Source organism: Mycobacterium conspicuum (assembly GCF_010730195.1).
In the GTDB taxonomy this organism is placed as follows: Bacteria; Actinomycetota; Actinomycetes; order Mycobacteriales; family Mycobacteriaceae; genus Mycobacterium; species Mycobacterium conspicuum.
The window spans coordinates 2936470-2952122 of the sequence record NZ_AP022613.1; the positions used below are offsets into that span (position 1 = coordinate 2936470).

A 15653-nucleotide genomic window follows, 5' to 3' on the forward strand; every position below is an offset into this window, starting at 1 on the left:
AGCGCTTGTGAGCGCACTGGCGACGCATATCGACGAGGTCGCGCTGATCGACCAGCATGTGCACGGGTGCTGGTTAACCACGGGGGACAGGCGCCGGTTTGAGAACGCGCTGAACGAGGCCAACACCGAACCGTTGGCCGACTTCGACTCCGCGTTCGATTCACAGCTCGGCTTCGCCGTCAGGGCCCACTGCGCACCCATCCTCGGTTTGCCGAAACACGTTGATCCGCAGCATTATTGGGAACGCCGCAGTGAATTCACTGAAGCCGAGCTGGCCCGGATGTTCCTGCCAGCCGCCGGTGTGTCGGACTGGTTGGTGGACACCGGCATCGGTCCCGACGTGACGGACGTGGCGGCCATGGCCGAACTGTCCGGCGGCCGCGCACACGAGGTGGTCCGGCTCGAGCAGGTCGCCGAGCAGGCGGCGCGGGCGTCGGGAGATTACGCGCAAGCCTTCGGCGAAATCCTGGCAGACCGCGCGGCCCGTGCGGTCGGCACCAAATCCATCCTGGCCTACCGCGGCGGGTTCGACGGCGACCTGTCCGAACCATCGGCGGCCGAAGTCGCCGACGCCGCCGCCCGGTGGCGCGACCGCGGCGGTGTCCGGCTCGACGATCGGGTGTTGCTGCGCTTCGGGCTGCACCAGGCGCTGCGGCAGGGCAAGCCGTTGCAATTCCATGTGGGCTTGGGCGATCGGGACTGTGATCTGCACAAGACCAATCCGCTCCACCTGCTTGACTTCCTGCGGCGGTCCGGTGACACCCCGATCGTGTTGCTGCACTGCTACCCGTATCAGCGCGAGGCGGGCTATTTGGCGCAGGCCTTCAACAACGTGTATCTCGACGGCGGGTTGAGCGTGAACTACCTCGGGGCTCGCGCGCCCGCATTCATCGGTTCCCTGCTGGAACTGGCGCCGTTTCGCAAGGTTCTCTACTCGTCGGACGGCTATGGCCCCGCGGAGCTGCACTACCTCGGTGCCGCCTTGTGGCGCAACGGCATTCGCCGCACCCTGCGGGGGTTTGTCGAGGACGGCGACTGGAGCGAAGCGGACGCCATGCGGGTGGTCGATCTGATCGCCCGCGACAACGCCGCCCGCCTTTACCGCGTTTGACCTCAGGTTGTACCGGGGTATATAGGCGCTTATGAGCGCCCTCGGCGACGTCATGAATTGGACCCGCGACCAAGTTGTGTCGCGAGTCCCCAGAGCCGACCTCGATCAGCGGGATCCGGACTACATCCGCGACCAGCTGCCCGGGACCTGGCTGCTGGCGTCGTTGTACTTCCGGGCCGACGTGACGGGCCTGGAGCGGATCCCCGCCGAGGGCCCGGTGCTGCTGGTCGGCAACCACAGCGGCGGCAACGTCCCGCCGGACACGTTCGTGTTCACGCTGGCGTTTTGCTCCTACTTCGGCGTGGAGCGCCCCTTTTATCAATTGGCCCACAACCTCGTCGTCTCGGCGCCGCCGCTGGGCTGGCTGCGAAAGTTCGGCACCGTCGCCGCCAACCATGAGAATGCCCGGTTGGCCCTGGAGTCCGGGGCAGCGCTGCTGGTCTACCCGGGCGGCGACTACGAGGTTTTCCGGCCGTCCTGGGAGCGCCACAGGGTCGATTTCGGTGGGCGGATGGGTTACGTCAGGTTGGCCCGCGATGCCGGCGTGCCGATCGTCCCCGTCGCCAGCGTCGGCGGCCAGGAGAGCGCGCTGTATCCTCAGCCGCGGGCAATGGCTGGCCAAACTGCTGCGGACGGATAAAGTGCTGCGGCTCAAGAGCATTCCGATATCGCTGGCACTGCCGTGGGGGCTGAACATCAGCGATCTGGCGGGCCATTTCCCGCTGCCCACCAAGATCGCGATCGAGGTGCAAGAACCGATCGAAGTCGACGGTGACGACGAGGTCGTGCACAAGAAGGTACTTGCCAGCCTGCAGGACGGCGTCGATCGTCTCGCCGCCAAGCGTCGCTTCCCGGTGCTGGGCTGATGCGCGTCGAACGCCGGTGCGTGATCAACGCCGATCGCGACGTCGTCTGGAAGATTGTCGGCGACCCGGACTGCTACCCGTCGTTCATGACCAACCTGGAGCGCTGGGAATCGGCCAACGAGCAGCGTGCCGGCGTCGGTGCGCGTTACACCGTGCATTGGAAGATCGGTTCGGTGCCGGTTGGCGGGCTGATCGAGGTGGTCGAGTTCGACGAGGGTCGCGACCTGGCCTTCGTGGGGATCACGGGCATCACCGTGCGGGGCCGGATCCGGCTGCGTGACGCCGGCCCGGGTCAAACGAAGGTGATGTTCCGGCTGTCGTATCAGGCGCCGGGCGGGCTGCTCGGCTACATCGCCGACCGGATCGCCGTGCGTCAGGTGGGCCGGACTTTGGCCGGCACCCTGAAGTGCCTCAAGCGGCTTGCCGAGTCGTAGCGCTAGAGGGGCGCTACAGCGGTATGAAGCGCCGCAGCTTTCCGCTGTCCTGATGACGACGCAGGCTGTCGGTCACCTGAATCCGAATCGTCGGCTCGGACAGGCCGCGCCGGCGCAGCTCGGCGACCAACGATGTGGTCAGCGCCGCCACGTCCAAGGTGTCCAGGGCGCCCACCACGACGATTTCGGCCCCGGTGGCCGTTTGGGTGACCTGATACTCCGACACCCGCGGCTGAGTTCCGAGAATATGACGAAACGCGATGGGCGGCACCGTCGTTGCGCCGTAACGGAAGTCCTCGTCGCGCCGCCCGCCGATGTCGGCGACGCGCACGAACGCACAACCGCACGCGCACTCGCCGGCCAGCGATGTGACCTCGTCGCCGAGGTCGTAGCGAATGAACGGGAAGGTCCAATTGCTCAGCCCGGTGGCCAGGGTCCGCGCCGCGGGCTCGTCGGGACCGACCGGGGTGCCGTGGTCGTCGACGCGTTCGATGATGACCTCGTCCTCGCAGACGTGCAGCCCGGGCCCGTATCCGCAGCCGACGGCCTGCACCCCGACTTCGGTTGAACCCCAGACGTTGTGGATCGGTGCGCCCCAGGCCGCACCGATCGCCTGCCGATCCTCGTCGAGCAGCGGCTCGGAGTTGGTGCTGATCCGCACCGGTTGGATGCGGAGGTCACCGGCCAGCGTCGCGCGAGCGAGCCGCCCGATGACCGACGAATAGCCGACCAGATGGGTAGGTTGGGCGGTCGCCACCGCGGCGAGCAGCTCGTCGAACGGTGCGCCCGCGGCCAACACGACCGTTTCCATGTCCGGGGTCGTCGGGATGTCGAACAGCGGCGTGCTGGCGTGTGGCGGAACACCGGCCGTCAGCACCGCGAGTCGGCTGAAGTCCCTGGGATCGCGGCGCTCTTCACGCGCCTGCACACGCCAGGCCAGGCACGCCGCCGTGACGAAGAACTGCCAATCCCACACGTACACACCGCGCACCCCGCTGGAGCCGCCCGAACTGAAGATCTGCTGGCCGCCCGGAGTGTACGAAAACCATTGCTGGTCAACGAGAATCCGTTCCGCGCCGGCGCGGTCGAGGTCGGCCACGGTGATGATATCGTCCCACTGCCCCTGGGCTTCCTGCTTGGTCATCATCGGAAGCGACGCCAGATCGGCGACCGTGGCCGACGATGGATCCAGCGCCTGAAGCCGCCGGGCGTGAAACGGCGAGCGCTCCCGCGCGTATGCCAGCAGCGCCCGCAGTCGGTGGTTCTGATAATCCTCGATCCGCTCGCGCGACCACTCCAACCGCGTGATGTGCTCTTCGAGTGCAGCGCCCACTGCGGTGAGATGCGCTGCACGCGTCCGCCGGTAGGCCGCCCTCGGCTCCGCCTTCACAAGCTGACCTGCATGAGTGCGAGTCTGACACGCCGCCCGGGGCGTAAGTTTCCCGCATGGAGTTGTGTCACCTGCCGGCTCACGAACTCGTCCGTTTGATGACGAGCCGCTCGGTGTCCTGCCGGGAGGTCACGCAAGCCCACCTGGCGCAGATCGAACGCGTGAACCCCACGCTCAACGCGCTGGTCGAGGCCGCGGATCCGGAGGAATGCCTGCGGTTGGCCGACCACGCCGATGAGTGCGCCGCGCGTGGCCGGCCGCTGGGTGCCGCGCATGGACTGCCGGTGGTCGTCAAGGACGTCATCAAGGTGGCAGGCCTGGCCTGCTCCGGTGGGAGCAGCGCGCTGCGCGCCGTCGCACCTGCCGACGCGACCGCGGTCGCGAGGCTGCGCGGCGCCGGCGCGATCGTACTGGGGCTCACCAACGTTCCCGAATTGGGTCGCGGCGCCGAATCCAACAACAGTCTCTACGGCCGCACCAACAATCCGTACGATTTGGCCAGGACGCCCGGGGGCAGCAGCGGCGGATCGGCCGCACTTGTCGCCGCCGGTGGCGCGGCGCTCAGCGTCGGCACCGACGAGGGTGGCAGCATCCGGCAGCCGAGCCACAACACCGGAATCGCCGGGCTCAAGCCGTCGCATGGCCGGATTCCCCGGACGGGCAACGTCTTCGGCAGCGCGCCGGGAATCTTCGGTCCGTTCAGCCACTACGGTCCGCTGGCACGATCGGTTGCCGACCTTTTCCTCGGCCTCTCGATCATGCAAGGTCCGGATCTGCGCGATCCCTATGCGGTACCCGCGCCCCTGGGCAATCCGGCTGACGTCGACCTTGCGTCGCTTCGCGTCGCCACCTACCTCGACGACGGCATTTCGGCGCCCACCGACGAGGTGGCCGCGGTGGTGACCGCGGCGGCCGCCGCGGTGGGAGAGGTGGCCGCGCATGTTCGGCACGCGATCCCGGGCTGTTTGGGTCGTACCATGGAGCTGCTCTGGACGTCGGTCTTCCTCGGTGGCGATGGTGGACAGGAATTCGAAGAAGTCCTGCGGGCGCTCGGGGTCACCGAGACCTCCGAGGAGTTGGCCGAATTCCGCGCCCAGGCAAGCAAAGTCGAGTTCTCCGTGACCCATGCCCGACGCCGACTCGCCGAGCTCGATCAGTATCGCGTCGACATGCTCAAGTTCATGGCCGACTACGACGTGATCGTTTGCCCGGCGATGCCCACTCCGGCCAAACCGCATCATCACGGTCTGGTGGAAGTCAGCGATTTCTCACATCTGATGGTGCACAACATCACCCGATGGCCCGCTGCGGTGGTGCGGTGCGGCACTTCCAACGACGGCTTGCCGATCGGTGTCCAAATCGTCGCCAGGCCATGGCAGGACGCGACCGCGCTGGCCGTCGCGGCGCACCTGGAGACGGTGTTCGGCGGGTGGCAGCCCCCGCCGCTGTGGGTGTGAATCTGACCAGCAGGCGCGCCGCGAACGCAAAGACGGGAAATCGCAAACCGATTGTCACGAATATCGCGACTTTCCCATACGCGGGGACAGGAATCGGTGCACTCGCAGCGGCACACCAGTCCCGTGGAGACCGAATATTCCTAAAACTCCACGCCGATTCGATCGTGACCCTTACAGTTTGCGCATCGCTCGACATGTGGGCGTTTTGTGTCGGAAGGTGTTCGACCCGGGAAGGGGAGGAATGTCGTTTTTGAGCATCGCGCCGGACATGGTGGCGGGCGCTAGCGAAAATTTGGCGGACCTCGGTTCTGCGTTGCGAAGCGCGACCGCGACGGCCGCAACCCAAACGACTTCGATCGCGGCCCCGGCCGCCGATGAGGTATCGGCAGCCATCACGGCCCTACTTGGCACGCACGCTCGGGGTTTTCACGCGGCCAGCGCCAAGGCGGCGGCTTTTCACGACGACTTCGTGAACCTGTTGAAAGGCGGGGCCGCGCAGTACGTCGGCACCGAAGCGGCCAGCGACACCAGCCTGAGCGGAAACTACGGCCTCTTCTCGTATGCGTTCAATCAGTCCGCGACGGGCGCGAGCGGGAACATCACGTTTTACACGCCGTTCCGTCCGTCCTTGTCGTTCAGCGCAACCCAGAACGCTTCGGGGGCGGCCCTGAAAGCAACTGGCACTTTCCACACCCCGGTCGGCACCGTGAATTGGCTGGAAGCCAGCGGCAGCGCGACCTCGACCACAAACGGCGGATTCACCGCCTCCCTGAGTGGCCACAGTCCGTTTGGGCCTCCGCTGGCCTTCCACGCGTCCGGGACCCCGATCAACACCGACACCGAAGTCGGGGAGACCCTGAAAGCGTCGGGTGGCATCCACACTCCGTTCGGGGACCTGAACATCTTCAAGGCGACCGGACAGGCGGTCGTCACGACTGACGGCGGGTTCTCCGGTCACATCAGTGCGCAAAGTCCGGGTGGCAGCGAGGCGTTGTCGTTGACCGGGAAGATCACCGACGGAGGCCCGGTCATCACTGGCGGATCGATCAGCATCGACGGTATCACGTTTTCGTTCTAGGGAGTCCTGCTTAACATCTTGGCGCCGAAGGTCTTTCGCTCGGAGTTGCCCGGGTTAGCGGCAGCAACTCGGATCTAGAACCGAGCACAGCGCGACAAGCGATTCATCGCGAGCGCGGTGGTACACGTTCATTCCGCGTCGCTCGGACTCAACGAACCCCGTCCTGCGCAACCGCGACAGGTGATGACTCACAGTGGATTCGGCCAGTCCGACCGCCGCCGCCAGATCGCGACTGCATTCCTCGCCGGTGCTGCTACTGAACAAGAGTGACACCAGCTTGACCCGGACCGGATCGGCTAAAGCCTTGAGCCGCAGCGCAATCTCTAATGCCGCATCGTCGCCCACCGGGCCGGCGGCGACCGGTGAGCAGCACACCGGCGCGGAAACGTCTACCTCGGGCAGTGTCTTCGGCACTTGTTCATGATGCCACACCTTGTTGACAAATATCGAAGACGTGGCATCATCGGCAGCGTAACAAGTTCGATATAAGCCGCAAAGGTAGGGAGGCTTTATGTCCCGCGCCCAACTCGCCCTCAACGTCGATGACCTCGAGCGGGCCATCGCCTTCTACTCCAAGCTGTTCAAGACCGCGCCGGCGAAGGTGAAGCCGGGGTATGCCAACTTCGCCGTCGCCGAACCGCCGTTAAAGCTGGTCCTGATCGAAAACCCCAGCCACGGAGGCACTCTCAACCATCTCGGGGTAGAGGTCGAGTCCAGCCAGGCGGTCCAGGCTGAGATCGCCCGCCTAACCGACGAGGGTGTCTTCACCCAAGAGAAAATCGGGACGACGTGTTGCTTCGCCCTGCAGGACAAGGTGTGGGTCACCGGCCCGTCGGGTGAGAGGTGGGAGGTCTACACCGTGCTCGCCGACTCGGACACGTTCGGCGTTAACTCACCGGCCGAAGGCGACGACGACGGTGGCACGCAGTGTGCTGCGCCGGAACCGCTGAGCAGGCGCCGTGACGCAGCCGGTGGATAGTCACGACCCGTCCCGCACGCGCTGAAGCGCGAGCCGGAAACCCTTTTTCCCTTGGCGCACAAGGGAGCTCGCAGCGATTGATCCAAATTCGATACTACGATTGCCCGCTTATCGGTAGCTTCTCCAGATTTACTACGAGGTTCAGCACGCTTTGTCCAAGACCCTGCAGACCTTGCCCGAACATCGCCAGACCATACCCGTTGGGCCCCGCGCTTAGTCCCAGAAACTGCAGACCCTGCCCGACGCTCACCAGACTCAGCCCGATGAACGCCAGATTTTGTTCGATACCCTGGGTGATGGTCTGCACGGCTTGTATCACGGGCTGCAGGAAGACTATTTCGTGGAGGATGGTCCGCAACACCGAGTCGCTGGCGGCCTCGGCGCCGGCATATGAGGCCGCGCTCGCGCTCAAGTTTTGGCCGAACAGATCGTGAAACGCCGTTGCATGGCCGGCCAGACTATGAAAGCCCTGGGCGTAGCGACCGAACACCCCCGAGATCGCCGCCGAGACCTCATCGGCGGCCGCTGGCGTCACGGCGACGGTGGAGGCGGCCGCCGCCGAATGGGCCGCACTGAGGTCCGAGCTGATGGTTGCCAAATCCGCTGCCGCCGCGGTCATCAGCTCAGGCGCCGCGCTCACAAACGACATGTCGGTCCACCTCACTAACAAGCCCTCGTTTTGCCCACCCGGTCAGGATGAGACGAGCCTAGAACGGGACTTGGGTCGTCTTGTCGCGTTTCGCCGAAAACGGGTTACCCCCGACCCCGGTGGGCGGGTTGGCCCATCCGCCCTTCAGACCAGCCCCGAAGCGTCAAACACCCAGCTCACATCCCCAGATGCCAGGTTCTCGAAATGGTTCGGGGGAGCGAAGGCGACCAGGCTGTTCATGTCCCAGTAGTCCTTCCAGACGGTGATTTTTCCGTCGACGACCTTGTGCACGGTGACGAACCTCAGCAGGCCTTGCTCGCCGGTCTCGAACGTCCATGTTTCGGAGTGTTCGTAGAGCACGTCGGCGCCGTTGGACACCAGCACGCCGTCGTGATTCTCGTATCCGGCCAGCGGCGCAAGGCCCATCTTGAGCCGTTTGACGATGTCGTCGGGACCGCGTGCCGCCAGCGCCGGCACCGGCATGTCGACGTACAGGCAATCGGCTGACAAGAACGTTTTGACCGCGTCCCAATCGCGACGCGACAGCGCCTGCCACAGCCCGAGTACCGCCTCCGTCTCGACCGCATTCATAGATACCTCTGTCATAGTCGCCAATAACACCCCGCCGCGGCACCGCTGTCAACGACTCGGGCGCATACTCGCCACAGTGAATCCCCTGCAGCGCTACCTCGCCGAAGAGATCGCGACCGATCACCTCGGCGGTCTACTCACCCGGCGCGAAACGCTGAGAAGGCTCGGCCTACTCGGGTTGACGACGACGGCCTCGGCGGCGCTCATCGCGTCCTGCAGCGAGAAACCCGAGGAAGCTGCCAGGCCGTCGACGGCGCCGTCGTACCCGCCCGGCCCACTCGGGCCGCCGCAGCCGCCGGGAATGGCCCACCGGCTGCCCACCCAGCCGATCAGCTGGCCAGGGCCCAGCGGCCAACTGCAAGCGGCGTGGTCGCAAACGGCCAACTCCAAGGGCGCCGTGCTGGTGATCCACGAGAACAAGGGTCTGAACGACTGGGTGCGGTCGGTCGCGGGCCGACTGGCCGGGGCCGGGTACTCGGCGATGGCCGTCGATCTGTTGTCCGAGCGCGGTGGCACCGGAGCGTTCGCCGACCCGGCGCAGGCCACCGCGGCGTTGGCTGCGATCGCGCCGGAACAGTTCGTCCACGATCTGAATTCCGCTGTCGCGCAATTGAAGTTGCGCGCTCCGGGGGAGAAGGTCGCCGTGGTCGGCTTCTGTTTCGGCGGCGGTCTGGTGTGGCAACTGCTGGCCGACGGCGCGCTGGGGGTGTCAGCGGCGGTCCCGTTCTACGGGCCGTTCCCCGACAACCCCGATTTCGCCGGCTGCAAGGGGCATCTACGGCGCCCTGGACACCCGCGTCACCGGGTCGCAGGCGGCGGCCAAAGCGGCCCTGGGCCGGGCCGGGCTGGTCAACGAGATGGTGGTCGAACCCGATGCCAACCATGCGTTTTTCAACGACACCGGCCCGCGCTACAACGCGGCGGCGGCGGCCGATGCGTGGCGGCGAATGCTGGACTGGTTCGCCCGCTACCTCGCCTAGCCCGCCATTGACTCTGCAGTGAGCGCGCAAATGTTCGAGTAGGACCCGCGCTGAGCGCAGAGTCAACGGGCGACCCCGCCTAGGGCGACACCATCGAGCGCACCGGTCCCAGTGTCACCGGCAGCTTCGACCACCCGCGCAGCACACGCGTGTCCCGCCGGCTGCCCGCGCCGGCGGACCGCACCTCGGGGAAGCGCTCGAAAAACGTGCGCAACCCGACCTCGCCCTCGGCGCGGGCCAGCGCGGCCCCCAGACAGAAATGCCGTCCACCGGAGAACGCCAGGTGCTTGCCGGCATTGGGGCGCTCGATGTCGAAGCGGTGCGGATCGGGAAACACCTCAGGATCGCGGTTAGCGGCGGCCAGGTAGACCACCACCATCTCGCCGGCCTTGATCCGGACGCCGGCCAGCTCGACATCGTTGAGCGCCGTCCGCGCGGTCAGCTGTACCGGCGATTCCAGCCGCAGGATTTCCTCGACGGCGTTGGGCCACAACTCAGGACGGTGGCGCAGCGTGTCCAGGTGTTGGGGATTGTCGAGCAACATCCGAATTCCGTTGCCCAACAGGTTCACCGTGGTCTCGAACCCGGCCGCCAACACCAGACCGGCGACGCCCTGAAGTTCGCTCGGGCTGAGATAGGTTTCGGCAGAACCACTTTCGGCTTTCTGAATTAATTGACTCATCAAGTCGTCACCCGGTTCGCGCCGCAACTGCTGCAGATGATCGGCGAGCCAATGGTTGAACCCGGCGATCCCGTCCTGCACGCGCCGGTACTGTCGCCACGGCAGCCCGAAGTCCAGGCTCGGCGCGGCCAGCTCACCGAAGTCGAGGACGCGGCGCCGGTCCGGCTCGGGCACGCCCAGGATGTCGCTGATGATCGCGACCGGAAGTTGCGAGCAATACCGATCGACGATGTCCACCACATCGGACTGGCCGGCCAGCTCGTCCAAGAGCCCGGCCGCGGTCTGCTCGACGCCGTCGCGCAACGCGGCAACCGCCCGCGTCGTGAACACGGCCGACACCGTTTTTCGATAGCGCGTGTGGTCTGGGGGCTCGACGGCCAGCAACGACGGCGCGCGCAACGGATGAAGAAGATCGTCGCGGAGGCGCCTCTCCAGCCACCGCAACGGTGCGGGCAAATTACCGCCGTACATCAGCACCCGAAAGTCGTCGGACCGCAGCACCTCATGTGCGAGCGGATGGCTGACGGCCAGATAGGCGGCGCGGCCCTTCGTCAGCGGCCCCTGCGCGCGCAGCTCGTCGCAGAACGGCACCGGGTCGGCGATCACTGCCGGATCGGCGATCAGCCGCGACTGCACGTCGCCCCGCCGGACTCCGATCTTCGCGGCGCCACGGATGAACCCGTGCATCGCCAGCCAGTGCAGTCTCTGCTTCACAGCGACCAGCCTAGGCCGCTCAGCACTCGGCGGTGATCTTGAAGTCCGTCGTGATGACCCTGTTGGGGTTGCTGTCGTTGATGCCGTAGGCGCTGCCGGTGATGGTGTAGGTGCTGTGAGCCAGGTCTACGTGCGCGTCGCCCACCCCGCCCTGCCAGAAGCTGCCGGTGAACCCGCCGATGTTGCGGATCTTCACCCATTGGGGGATGGCCCGCTCGCCGCTGAGCAGCACCGCGGCCTCCACCCGTCCGTCGTGATCGACGATGTCGATCGTCCGGTACCCCTGCATCTGGCTGCACGCGGGCGGACGCGCGGTGCGCGTGTTCCCGTCGATGGTCAGGCGCGCGGCGTGGCGGGGGATCGTTTGCGCCGCCCCACACCCTGCGATGGTGGCGGCGAGGACCAAAGCACTTGCGGCGCGCGCGATCAACGGTTCACCTCGGATTCGCTCGGCATCAGCCGGGGTAGCGCCCGAATGAAGCTGCGGCGCACCAATTCCGGGCTGAGTCCCTTGATCCGGTCGATCCAGCGAATGCTGTTGGGCACGTACCAGTGCAACCGGCTCGGATGCTGGTAGGCCTGCCAGGCCACCTCGGCCACGCTGGACGCGGGCATCATCCGCATCATGCCCTTCTTGGGGGCTCGGGCCCGGATCTCGTCGGCGGTCAACTTCGACGGCGCGTCGCCGGAGTGGTTGGGCGTCGTCGTCAGGATCGCGGTATCGATCATCCCGGGCAGCACGTCGGCGACCCGCACGCCATGCCGATGCCATTCCACGCTGAGCGCCTCGGTCAGCCCCTTGACGGCGTGCTTGGTCGACGAGTACACGGCGATCCGCGGCATGCCGTAGGTGCCCGACGACGACGACGTCGAAAACATCAGGCTGCCCGGGGTCTTTTTCAGGTAGGGCAGCGCGCCGTAGGCGCCCGTCAGCACGGCCTTGTAGTTGACGTCGACGACGCGCATGGCGTCCTCGTAGGGCACGTCCTCGAACCAGCCGGATTGGCCGATGCCGGCGTTGTTCCACATCATGTCCAGCCCGCCGCCGTCGTTGTCGGCGCAGAAGTCGGCCAACGCACCGTCCAGGGCCGCCTTGTCGGTCACATCGACAACGCGGGTCCAGAGCCGATCGGTGCCGAGTTGGCCGCTCAGCTCGGCCAGCCCCTCGTCGTTGCGGTCCACCGCACCGACTCGCCAGCCCTTGGCGTGGAACAGCCTTGCGCCCTCGCGCCCCATGCCGCTGCCCGCCCCGGTGATGAAGACGGACTTCACTCCTCGACCACGGCCTTGATGCGTTCCAGCGTCTTGGTCATGTCGCGGATGTTGCGGCGTTTACGCAGCCACCCGCCGAACAACCAGAAATAGACGCTGTTGAACGCGGACGGCGGCATCCGGAACGACTCGGTGACGTCGGTGCCGCCGTCCGCAGGTGCCAGGCGATAGTGCCAGTTATTGACCGCTCGCCCGCCGAGCAGGACCGCGAACCCGAATTCGCGGCCCCGCTCGCAGGCGGTCACCTCGCACGTCGTCCAGTACACCGGCCCGATCTCGTTGCGCTTGACGTGCCCGCGGAATTTGGCGCCCAGCTCGGGGCCCGTCGCGCCACCTATCCACTCCGACTCGAAAACTTCCGGGGAGAACCGCGGGGTGTTGCGGACGTCTGCGATCACGTCCCACACCTTGTCCGCGGGCGCCGCCATGTGAACCGTCGCCGAACCTTCCATGACCCGATCCAAACACAGGTTCGCCCCGGGACATAGGGCTTACCGGTGCGGGACCGAAGCCTGGATCAGCCCGTTGATGATCTGCTTGATGCCCTGAGCGGGGTGCGAATACCACGCGGTCGGCAGGCCCGAGGCCGAGCCGCACTTGGGCCACGGGTCCAGGCCATCATCGGCGAAAACCCGGTTGGCCACGGCGATCTGTTGCTCCTTGGACGCGGCGGCCGGGTTGCCGACCCCGCCGTATTGATTCCAGGTGGCTTGCTTGAATTGCAGCCCACCGTATTCGCCGTTGCCGGTGTTGGCGTGCCAGTTGCCACCTGACTCGCATTGCGCGATCGCGTCCCAGTTGGGCGCCGCGGGGGCGGCGCTGGCCGCACCGCCGGAGATGGTCATCGACACTGCAACGAACCCGCCGATCACGGCGGACCCGACGAGAGGCTTGCCGAGTATTTTCATGTCAAGCTTTTCGGCAGGCGTGTCCGAAGTGTTACGGATTCGAATAAATCGCGAGATAAGAAATCTATGGCAACGAAATCAGCAGAAATCGGCACGTCAGGCGCCAGCTGAATACCTATTCAATTCATATCTTTCAAGAGCAATAAGAGCGCGTCGCCGAGAAGAGGGCTGATCGGTACAGGTCGTCGAGCCCACGGGCGACGACGACGTCGGCCCGGGCCGCGTCGAGCGCGCCGACGCACCCCGGTGACCGCAACAAATCCCAGTTCAACGCGATCTGGGTTAGCATCGTCTGGTTGAGGCCATCGATCGTCGCGCGGGACGCCGACAGGTCCGGCGCGCCCGTCGGCGCGGCCGGCGGATTGAACTTCCAATCGGCAAAGCGGCTGTATTCGATGCCCTCGGTGGCGTCGATCTGGTCGGCGAAGACTCGCGCGACATATTCGGCGTCAATGCGTTTAGCCGTGGCGTCGGCGCGCAACGCGGCGAGTTCTTGCTCGACGCGGCCGGGATCCTCAATCAGCCCACGGGTCCGCCATTTGAACACGGCCACCGGGTCGGCGACCTGCAACCGAGCCGCGGCCGCGTCGACCAGCTCGCTCAGCGGGTTCGTGCTGTCGGCCCGCGCCTGCGGTGCGGCCAGCAGGACGGCCAGCACGACGACCCCGGCGCGCGCCAATCGCGAGATAGCCTGGCTGACATAGCTATACGCGGAGACTGGTTGCGCGCGCGGCGCGCTCGGGCGCTGCTGGCGGCCGCGCTCGCGGTCTCGCTGCTGCTGGGCGGTGCGTTCCTGGTGGTGAGCGCGCTGCGTCCGTCGCCGTTGGAAAAGCTGGACCATCCCGCCAACCCGGTCAGCGACGACGCGACCTCCGCCCAGGTAATCGGGTCGGCCAAACAAATCGTGAGCCTCGCGGGGCTGCGGACAAAGTCGGCCGGCTATCTGTTGATGTCCTGTAAGAACCAGAATGACCCTCCCTACCAGGGTGCGATCTACCTGACCTTCACACTGCCCGCGGGCGCTCGTCCCGACATCTATTTCAAGACAATCGCAGCGACGCTGGTGACCCGGGGCTGGACGGAGGGCCTACCGCCCAACGATCACGTGTTCGGGATGACCGTCGCCAAGGACGCCGTCACCGCCATCATCTATCCGCACGGCGACGATTCGTCCCTGGGAATCCTGCGCGCGTACGGCGAGTGCCGCGACACCAACGATCACCGCAGGGACGCATCCGGGTGGATCGACATCACCAACCAATTCCCGGGCCCCTAACGCGCTACTGCGCTCGACGATTGCCGTCGAGCGCAGTAGCGGACTTCGAAACGGGGCGGGTTAGCCGCCGCCACCGGGGGTCGCGCCCAGGGTGGCCGTCAGGTCGCCCTTCATCGCGTTGAGCTGCGCACCCCAGTACTCCCAGCTGTGCGTGCCGTTGGCGTTGAAGTTGAACGTCGCGTTGTGGCCACCGGCGGCGTTGTAGGCGTCCTGGAACTTCAGGTTGCTGCTGCGCACGAAGTTCTCCAGGAACTCGGCGGGCATGTTGGCGCCGCCCAGCTCCGACGGGGTGCCGTTACCGCAGTAGATCCACAGCCGCGTGTTGTTGGCGACGAGCTTGCCGACCTGCAGGGTCGGGTCGTTGCGCTGCCAGGCCGGGTCGCTGGACGGCCCCCACATGGCGTCGGCCTTGTAGCCACCGGCGTCACCCATCGCCAGGCCGATCAGGCTGGGGCCCATGCCCTGGGACGGGTCCATCAGCGCCGACAACGAGCCGGCGTAGATGAACTGACCGGGGTGGTTCACGGCCAGGATCAACGCCGACGAACCGGACATCGAGATGCCCACGGCGGCGCTGCCGGTCGGCTTGACCTGTCGTTGCGACTGCAGGTACGCCGGCAGCTCGCTGGTGACGAAGGTTTCCCACTTGTACGTGGAGCAACCGGCCTTACCGCAGGCCGGCTGGTACCAGTCGGCGTAGAAGCTGGATTGCCCGCCGACGGGCATCACGATCGACAGGCCCGACTTGTAGTACCACTCGAAGGCCGGGGTGTTGATGTCCCAGCCGTTGTAGTCGTCCTGCGCGCGCAGCCCGTCCAGCAGGTACACCGCGGGGGAGCCGTTCCCGCCGCTTTGGAACTGGACCTTGATGCTGCGGCCCATTGCGGCCGACGGCACCTGCAGGTATTCGACCGGCAGACCTGGCCGAGAGAATGCCCCCGCGGTCGCCGCACCACCGGCAAGACCGACCAGGCCCGGCAGGGTGATAGCCGCCGCGGCACCGACCAACAGCCGCCGCCCCCAGGCCCGGACCTTCTCGCTCACGTCTGTCATACCTGCCCACCTTGTCTTATGTCTGGCGTAGCTCGAGCCGTGCTCTCGGCAGGAATTTACCGTGCGAATAGGCCAAATGTCGATCTGGACGCGAACCAATCTCGGTTTTGTATCGGCCACCGCCGCGAATACAGCAACGGTGATAACGCGGCGCCGGCGGCGGCGCAAGATGTGCCCGCAGCCCCGCCGCAGGCCCGCAGGGCGCGGAAATCA

Annotated in this window: 17 protein-coding genes and 2 pseudogenes; 8 read left to right on the forward strand and 11 right to left on the reverse strand. The window is 66.2% G+C overall.

What is annotated here, in order from left to right; genetic code table 11:
• The first annotated feature begins 7 nt into the window (after positions 1-7).
• From G6N66_RS13620 to G6N66_RS13630, 3 genes and pseudogenes are all read left to right on the forward strand, one after another.
• Positions 8-1111, forward strand: coding sequence for an amidohydrolase family protein (locus G6N66_RS13620; RefSeq protein WP_085234491.1), 1104 nt, complete (start codon positions 8-10; stop codon positions 1109-1111).
• Positions 1112-1142: 31 nt separating this feature from the next.
• A pseudogene (locus G6N66_RS13625) lies at positions 1143-1977 on the forward strand (lysophospholipid acyltransferase family protein).
• Complete coding sequence (locus G6N66_RS13630; RefSeq protein ID WP_085234492.1) at positions 1977-2411, forward strand: SRPBCC family protein; 435 nt, start codon at positions 1977-1979, stop codon at positions 2409-2411. The pseudogene G6N66_RS13625 and the gene G6N66_RS13630 overlap by 1 nt, the downstream one beginning before the upstream one ends.
• 13 nt (positions 2412-2424) lie before the next feature.
• Here the strand turns inward: G6N66_RS13630 and G6N66_RS13635 are convergent, their stop codons facing one another.
• Positions 2425-3744 carry a phenylacetate--CoA ligase family protein gene (locus tag G6N66_RS13635; protein WP_232079296.1) on the reverse strand — a complete coding sequence of 440 codons (1320 nt, stop codon included), beginning with the start codon at positions 3742-3744 and terminating at the stop codon, positions 2425-2427.
• Between the two features lie 113 nt (positions 3745-3857).
• On the opposite strand from G6N66_RS13635, the gene G6N66_RS13640 reads away from it, so the two are divergent.
• Positions 3858-5258, forward strand: a complete 1401-nt coding sequence (locus G6N66_RS13640; protein ID WP_085234494.1) for an amidase — start codon at positions 3858-3860, stop codon at positions 5256-5258.
• Positions 5259-5499: 241 nt separating this feature from the next.
• Entirely contained in the window at positions 5500-6336 is an 837-nt protein-coding gene (locus G6N66_RS13645) for a PE family protein (protein ID WP_085234495.1), read from the forward strand.
• Positions 6337-6390: 54 nt separating this feature from the next.
• On the opposite strand, the gene G6N66_RS13650 is transcribed toward G6N66_RS13645, so the two are convergent.
• On the reverse strand, positions 6391-6750 hold the full coding sequence (locus tag G6N66_RS13650; RefSeq protein ID WP_085234572.1) for an Rv2640c family ArsR-like transcriptional regulator: 360 nt from the start codon (positions 6748-6750) through the stop codon (positions 6391-6393).
• Between the two features lie 97 nt (positions 6751-6847).
• Here G6N66_RS13650 and G6N66_RS13655 point away from each other — a divergent pair, with 97 nt between their 5' ends.
• Positions 6848-7315, forward strand: a complete 468-nt coding sequence (locus G6N66_RS13655) for an ArsI/CadI family heavy metal resistance metalloenzyme (protein ID WP_085234496.1) — start codon at positions 6848-6850, stop codon at positions 7313-7315.
• 94 nt (positions 7316-7409) lie between these two features.
• On the opposite strand, the gene G6N66_RS13660 is transcribed toward G6N66_RS13655, so the two are convergent.
• Positions 7410-7964 carry a PE family protein gene (locus G6N66_RS13660; protein ID WP_139825355.1) on the reverse strand — a complete coding sequence of 185 codons (555 nt, stop codon included), beginning with the start codon at positions 7962-7964 and terminating at the stop codon, positions 7410-7412.
• A 144-nt stretch (positions 7965-8108) separates the two neighbouring features.
• The gene (locus tag G6N66_RS13665) at positions 8109-8555 is read right to left on the reverse strand and encodes a limonene-1,2-epoxide hydrolase family protein (RefSeq protein ID WP_085234498.1); all 447 of its coding nucleotides are present in this window, start codon (positions 8553-8555) and stop codon (positions 8109-8111) included.
• A gap of 76 nt (positions 8556-8631) precedes the next feature.
• Here G6N66_RS13665 and G6N66_RS13670 point away from each other — a divergent pair.
• A pseudogene (locus tag G6N66_RS13670) lies at positions 8632-9535 on the forward strand (dienelactone hydrolase family protein).
• A 79-nt stretch (positions 9536-9614) separates the two neighbouring features.
• Here G6N66_RS13670 and G6N66_RS13675 read toward each other — a convergent pair.
• From G6N66_RS13675 to G6N66_RS13700, 6 genes are all read right to left on the reverse strand, one after another.
• On the reverse strand, positions 9615-10931 hold the full coding sequence (locus tag G6N66_RS13675; RefSeq protein ID WP_085234499.1) for a cytochrome P450: 1317 nt from the start codon (positions 10929-10931) through the stop codon (positions 9615-9617).
• 19 nt (positions 10932-10950) lie between these two features.
• The gene (locus tag G6N66_RS13680; RefSeq protein WP_179968274.1) at positions 10951-11361 is read right to left on the reverse strand and encodes a lipoprotein LpqH; all 411 of its coding nucleotides are present in this window, start codon (positions 11359-11361) and stop codon (positions 10951-10953) included.
• Positions 11358-12203: an SDR family oxidoreductase gene (locus G6N66_RS13685; RefSeq protein WP_085234501.1), complete on the reverse strand. Its 846-nt coding sequence runs from the start codon at positions 12201-12203 to the stop codon at positions 11358-11360. Before G6N66_RS13685 ends, G6N66_RS13680 begins: the two co-directional genes overlap by 4 nt.
• The gene (locus tag G6N66_RS13690; protein ID WP_139825356.1) at positions 12200-12673 is read right to left on the reverse strand and encodes an SRPBCC family protein; all 474 of its coding nucleotides are present in this window, start codon (positions 12671-12673) and stop codon (positions 12200-12202) included. Before G6N66_RS13690 ends, G6N66_RS13685 begins: the two co-directional genes overlap by 4 nt.
• 21 nt (positions 12674-12694) lie before the next feature.
• A complete protein-coding gene (gene rpfC, locus G6N66_RS13695) occupies positions 12695-13111 on the reverse strand; it encodes a resuscitation-promoting factor RpfC (protein ID WP_085234503.1) in 417 nt (138 codons plus the stop codon).
• A 133-nt stretch (positions 13112-13244) separates the two neighbouring features.
• The gene (locus G6N66_RS13700) at positions 13245-13799 is read right to left on the reverse strand and encodes a chorismate mutase (RefSeq protein ID WP_139825360.1); all 555 of its coding nucleotides are present in this window, start codon (positions 13797-13799) and stop codon (positions 13245-13247) included.
• A 33-nt stretch (positions 13800-13832) separates the two neighbouring features.
• Here G6N66_RS13700 and G6N66_RS13705 point away from each other — a divergent pair, with 33 nt between their 5' ends.
• Complete coding sequence (locus G6N66_RS13705) at positions 13833-14387, forward strand: hypothetical protein (protein ID WP_232079298.1); 555 nt, start codon at positions 13833-13835, stop codon at positions 14385-14387.
• 60 nt (positions 14388-14447) lie between these two features.
• Here G6N66_RS13705 and ag85B read toward each other — a convergent pair whose 3' ends face one another.
• A complete protein-coding gene (gene ag85B, locus G6N66_RS13710) occupies positions 14448-15440 on the reverse strand; it encodes a diacylglycerol acyltransferase/mycolyltransferase Ag85B (RefSeq protein ID WP_085234505.1) in 993 nt (330 codons plus the stop codon).
• Between the last annotated feature and the right edge of the window lie 213 nt (positions 15441-15653).

Coding starts and splice junctions, on each gene's coding strand:
- G6N66_RS13630 (WP_085234492.1), top strand. CDS start 1,977: ATGCGCGTCGAACGCCGGTGCGTGATCAACGCCGATCGCGACGTCGTC.
- G6N66_RS13645 (WP_085234495.1), top strand. CDS start 5,500: ATGTCGTTTTTGAGCATCGCGCCGGACATGGTGGCGGGCGCTAGCGAA.
- ag85B (WP_085234505.1), bottom strand. CDS start 15,440: ATGACAGACGTGAGCGAGAAGGTCCGGGCCTGGGGGCGGCGGCTGTTG.
- G6N66_RS13640 (WP_085234494.1), top strand. CDS start 3,858: ATGGAGTTGTGTCACCTGCCGGCTCACGAACTCGTCCGTTTGATGACG.
- G6N66_RS13665 (WP_085234498.1), bottom strand. CDS start 8,555: ATGAATGCGGTCGAGACGGAGGCGGTACTCGGGCTGTGGCAGGCGCTG.
- G6N66_RS13660 (WP_139825355.1), bottom strand. CDS start 7,964: ATGTCGTTTGTGAGCGCGGCGCCTGAGCTGATGACCGCGGCGGCAGCG.
- rpfC (WP_085234503.1), bottom strand. CDS start 13,111: ATGAAAATACTCGGCAAGCCTCTCGTCGGGTCCGCCGTGATCGGCGGG.
- G6N66_RS13655 (WP_085234496.1), top strand. CDS start 6,848: ATGTCCCGCGCCCAACTCGCCCTCAACGTCGATGACCTCGAGCGGGCC.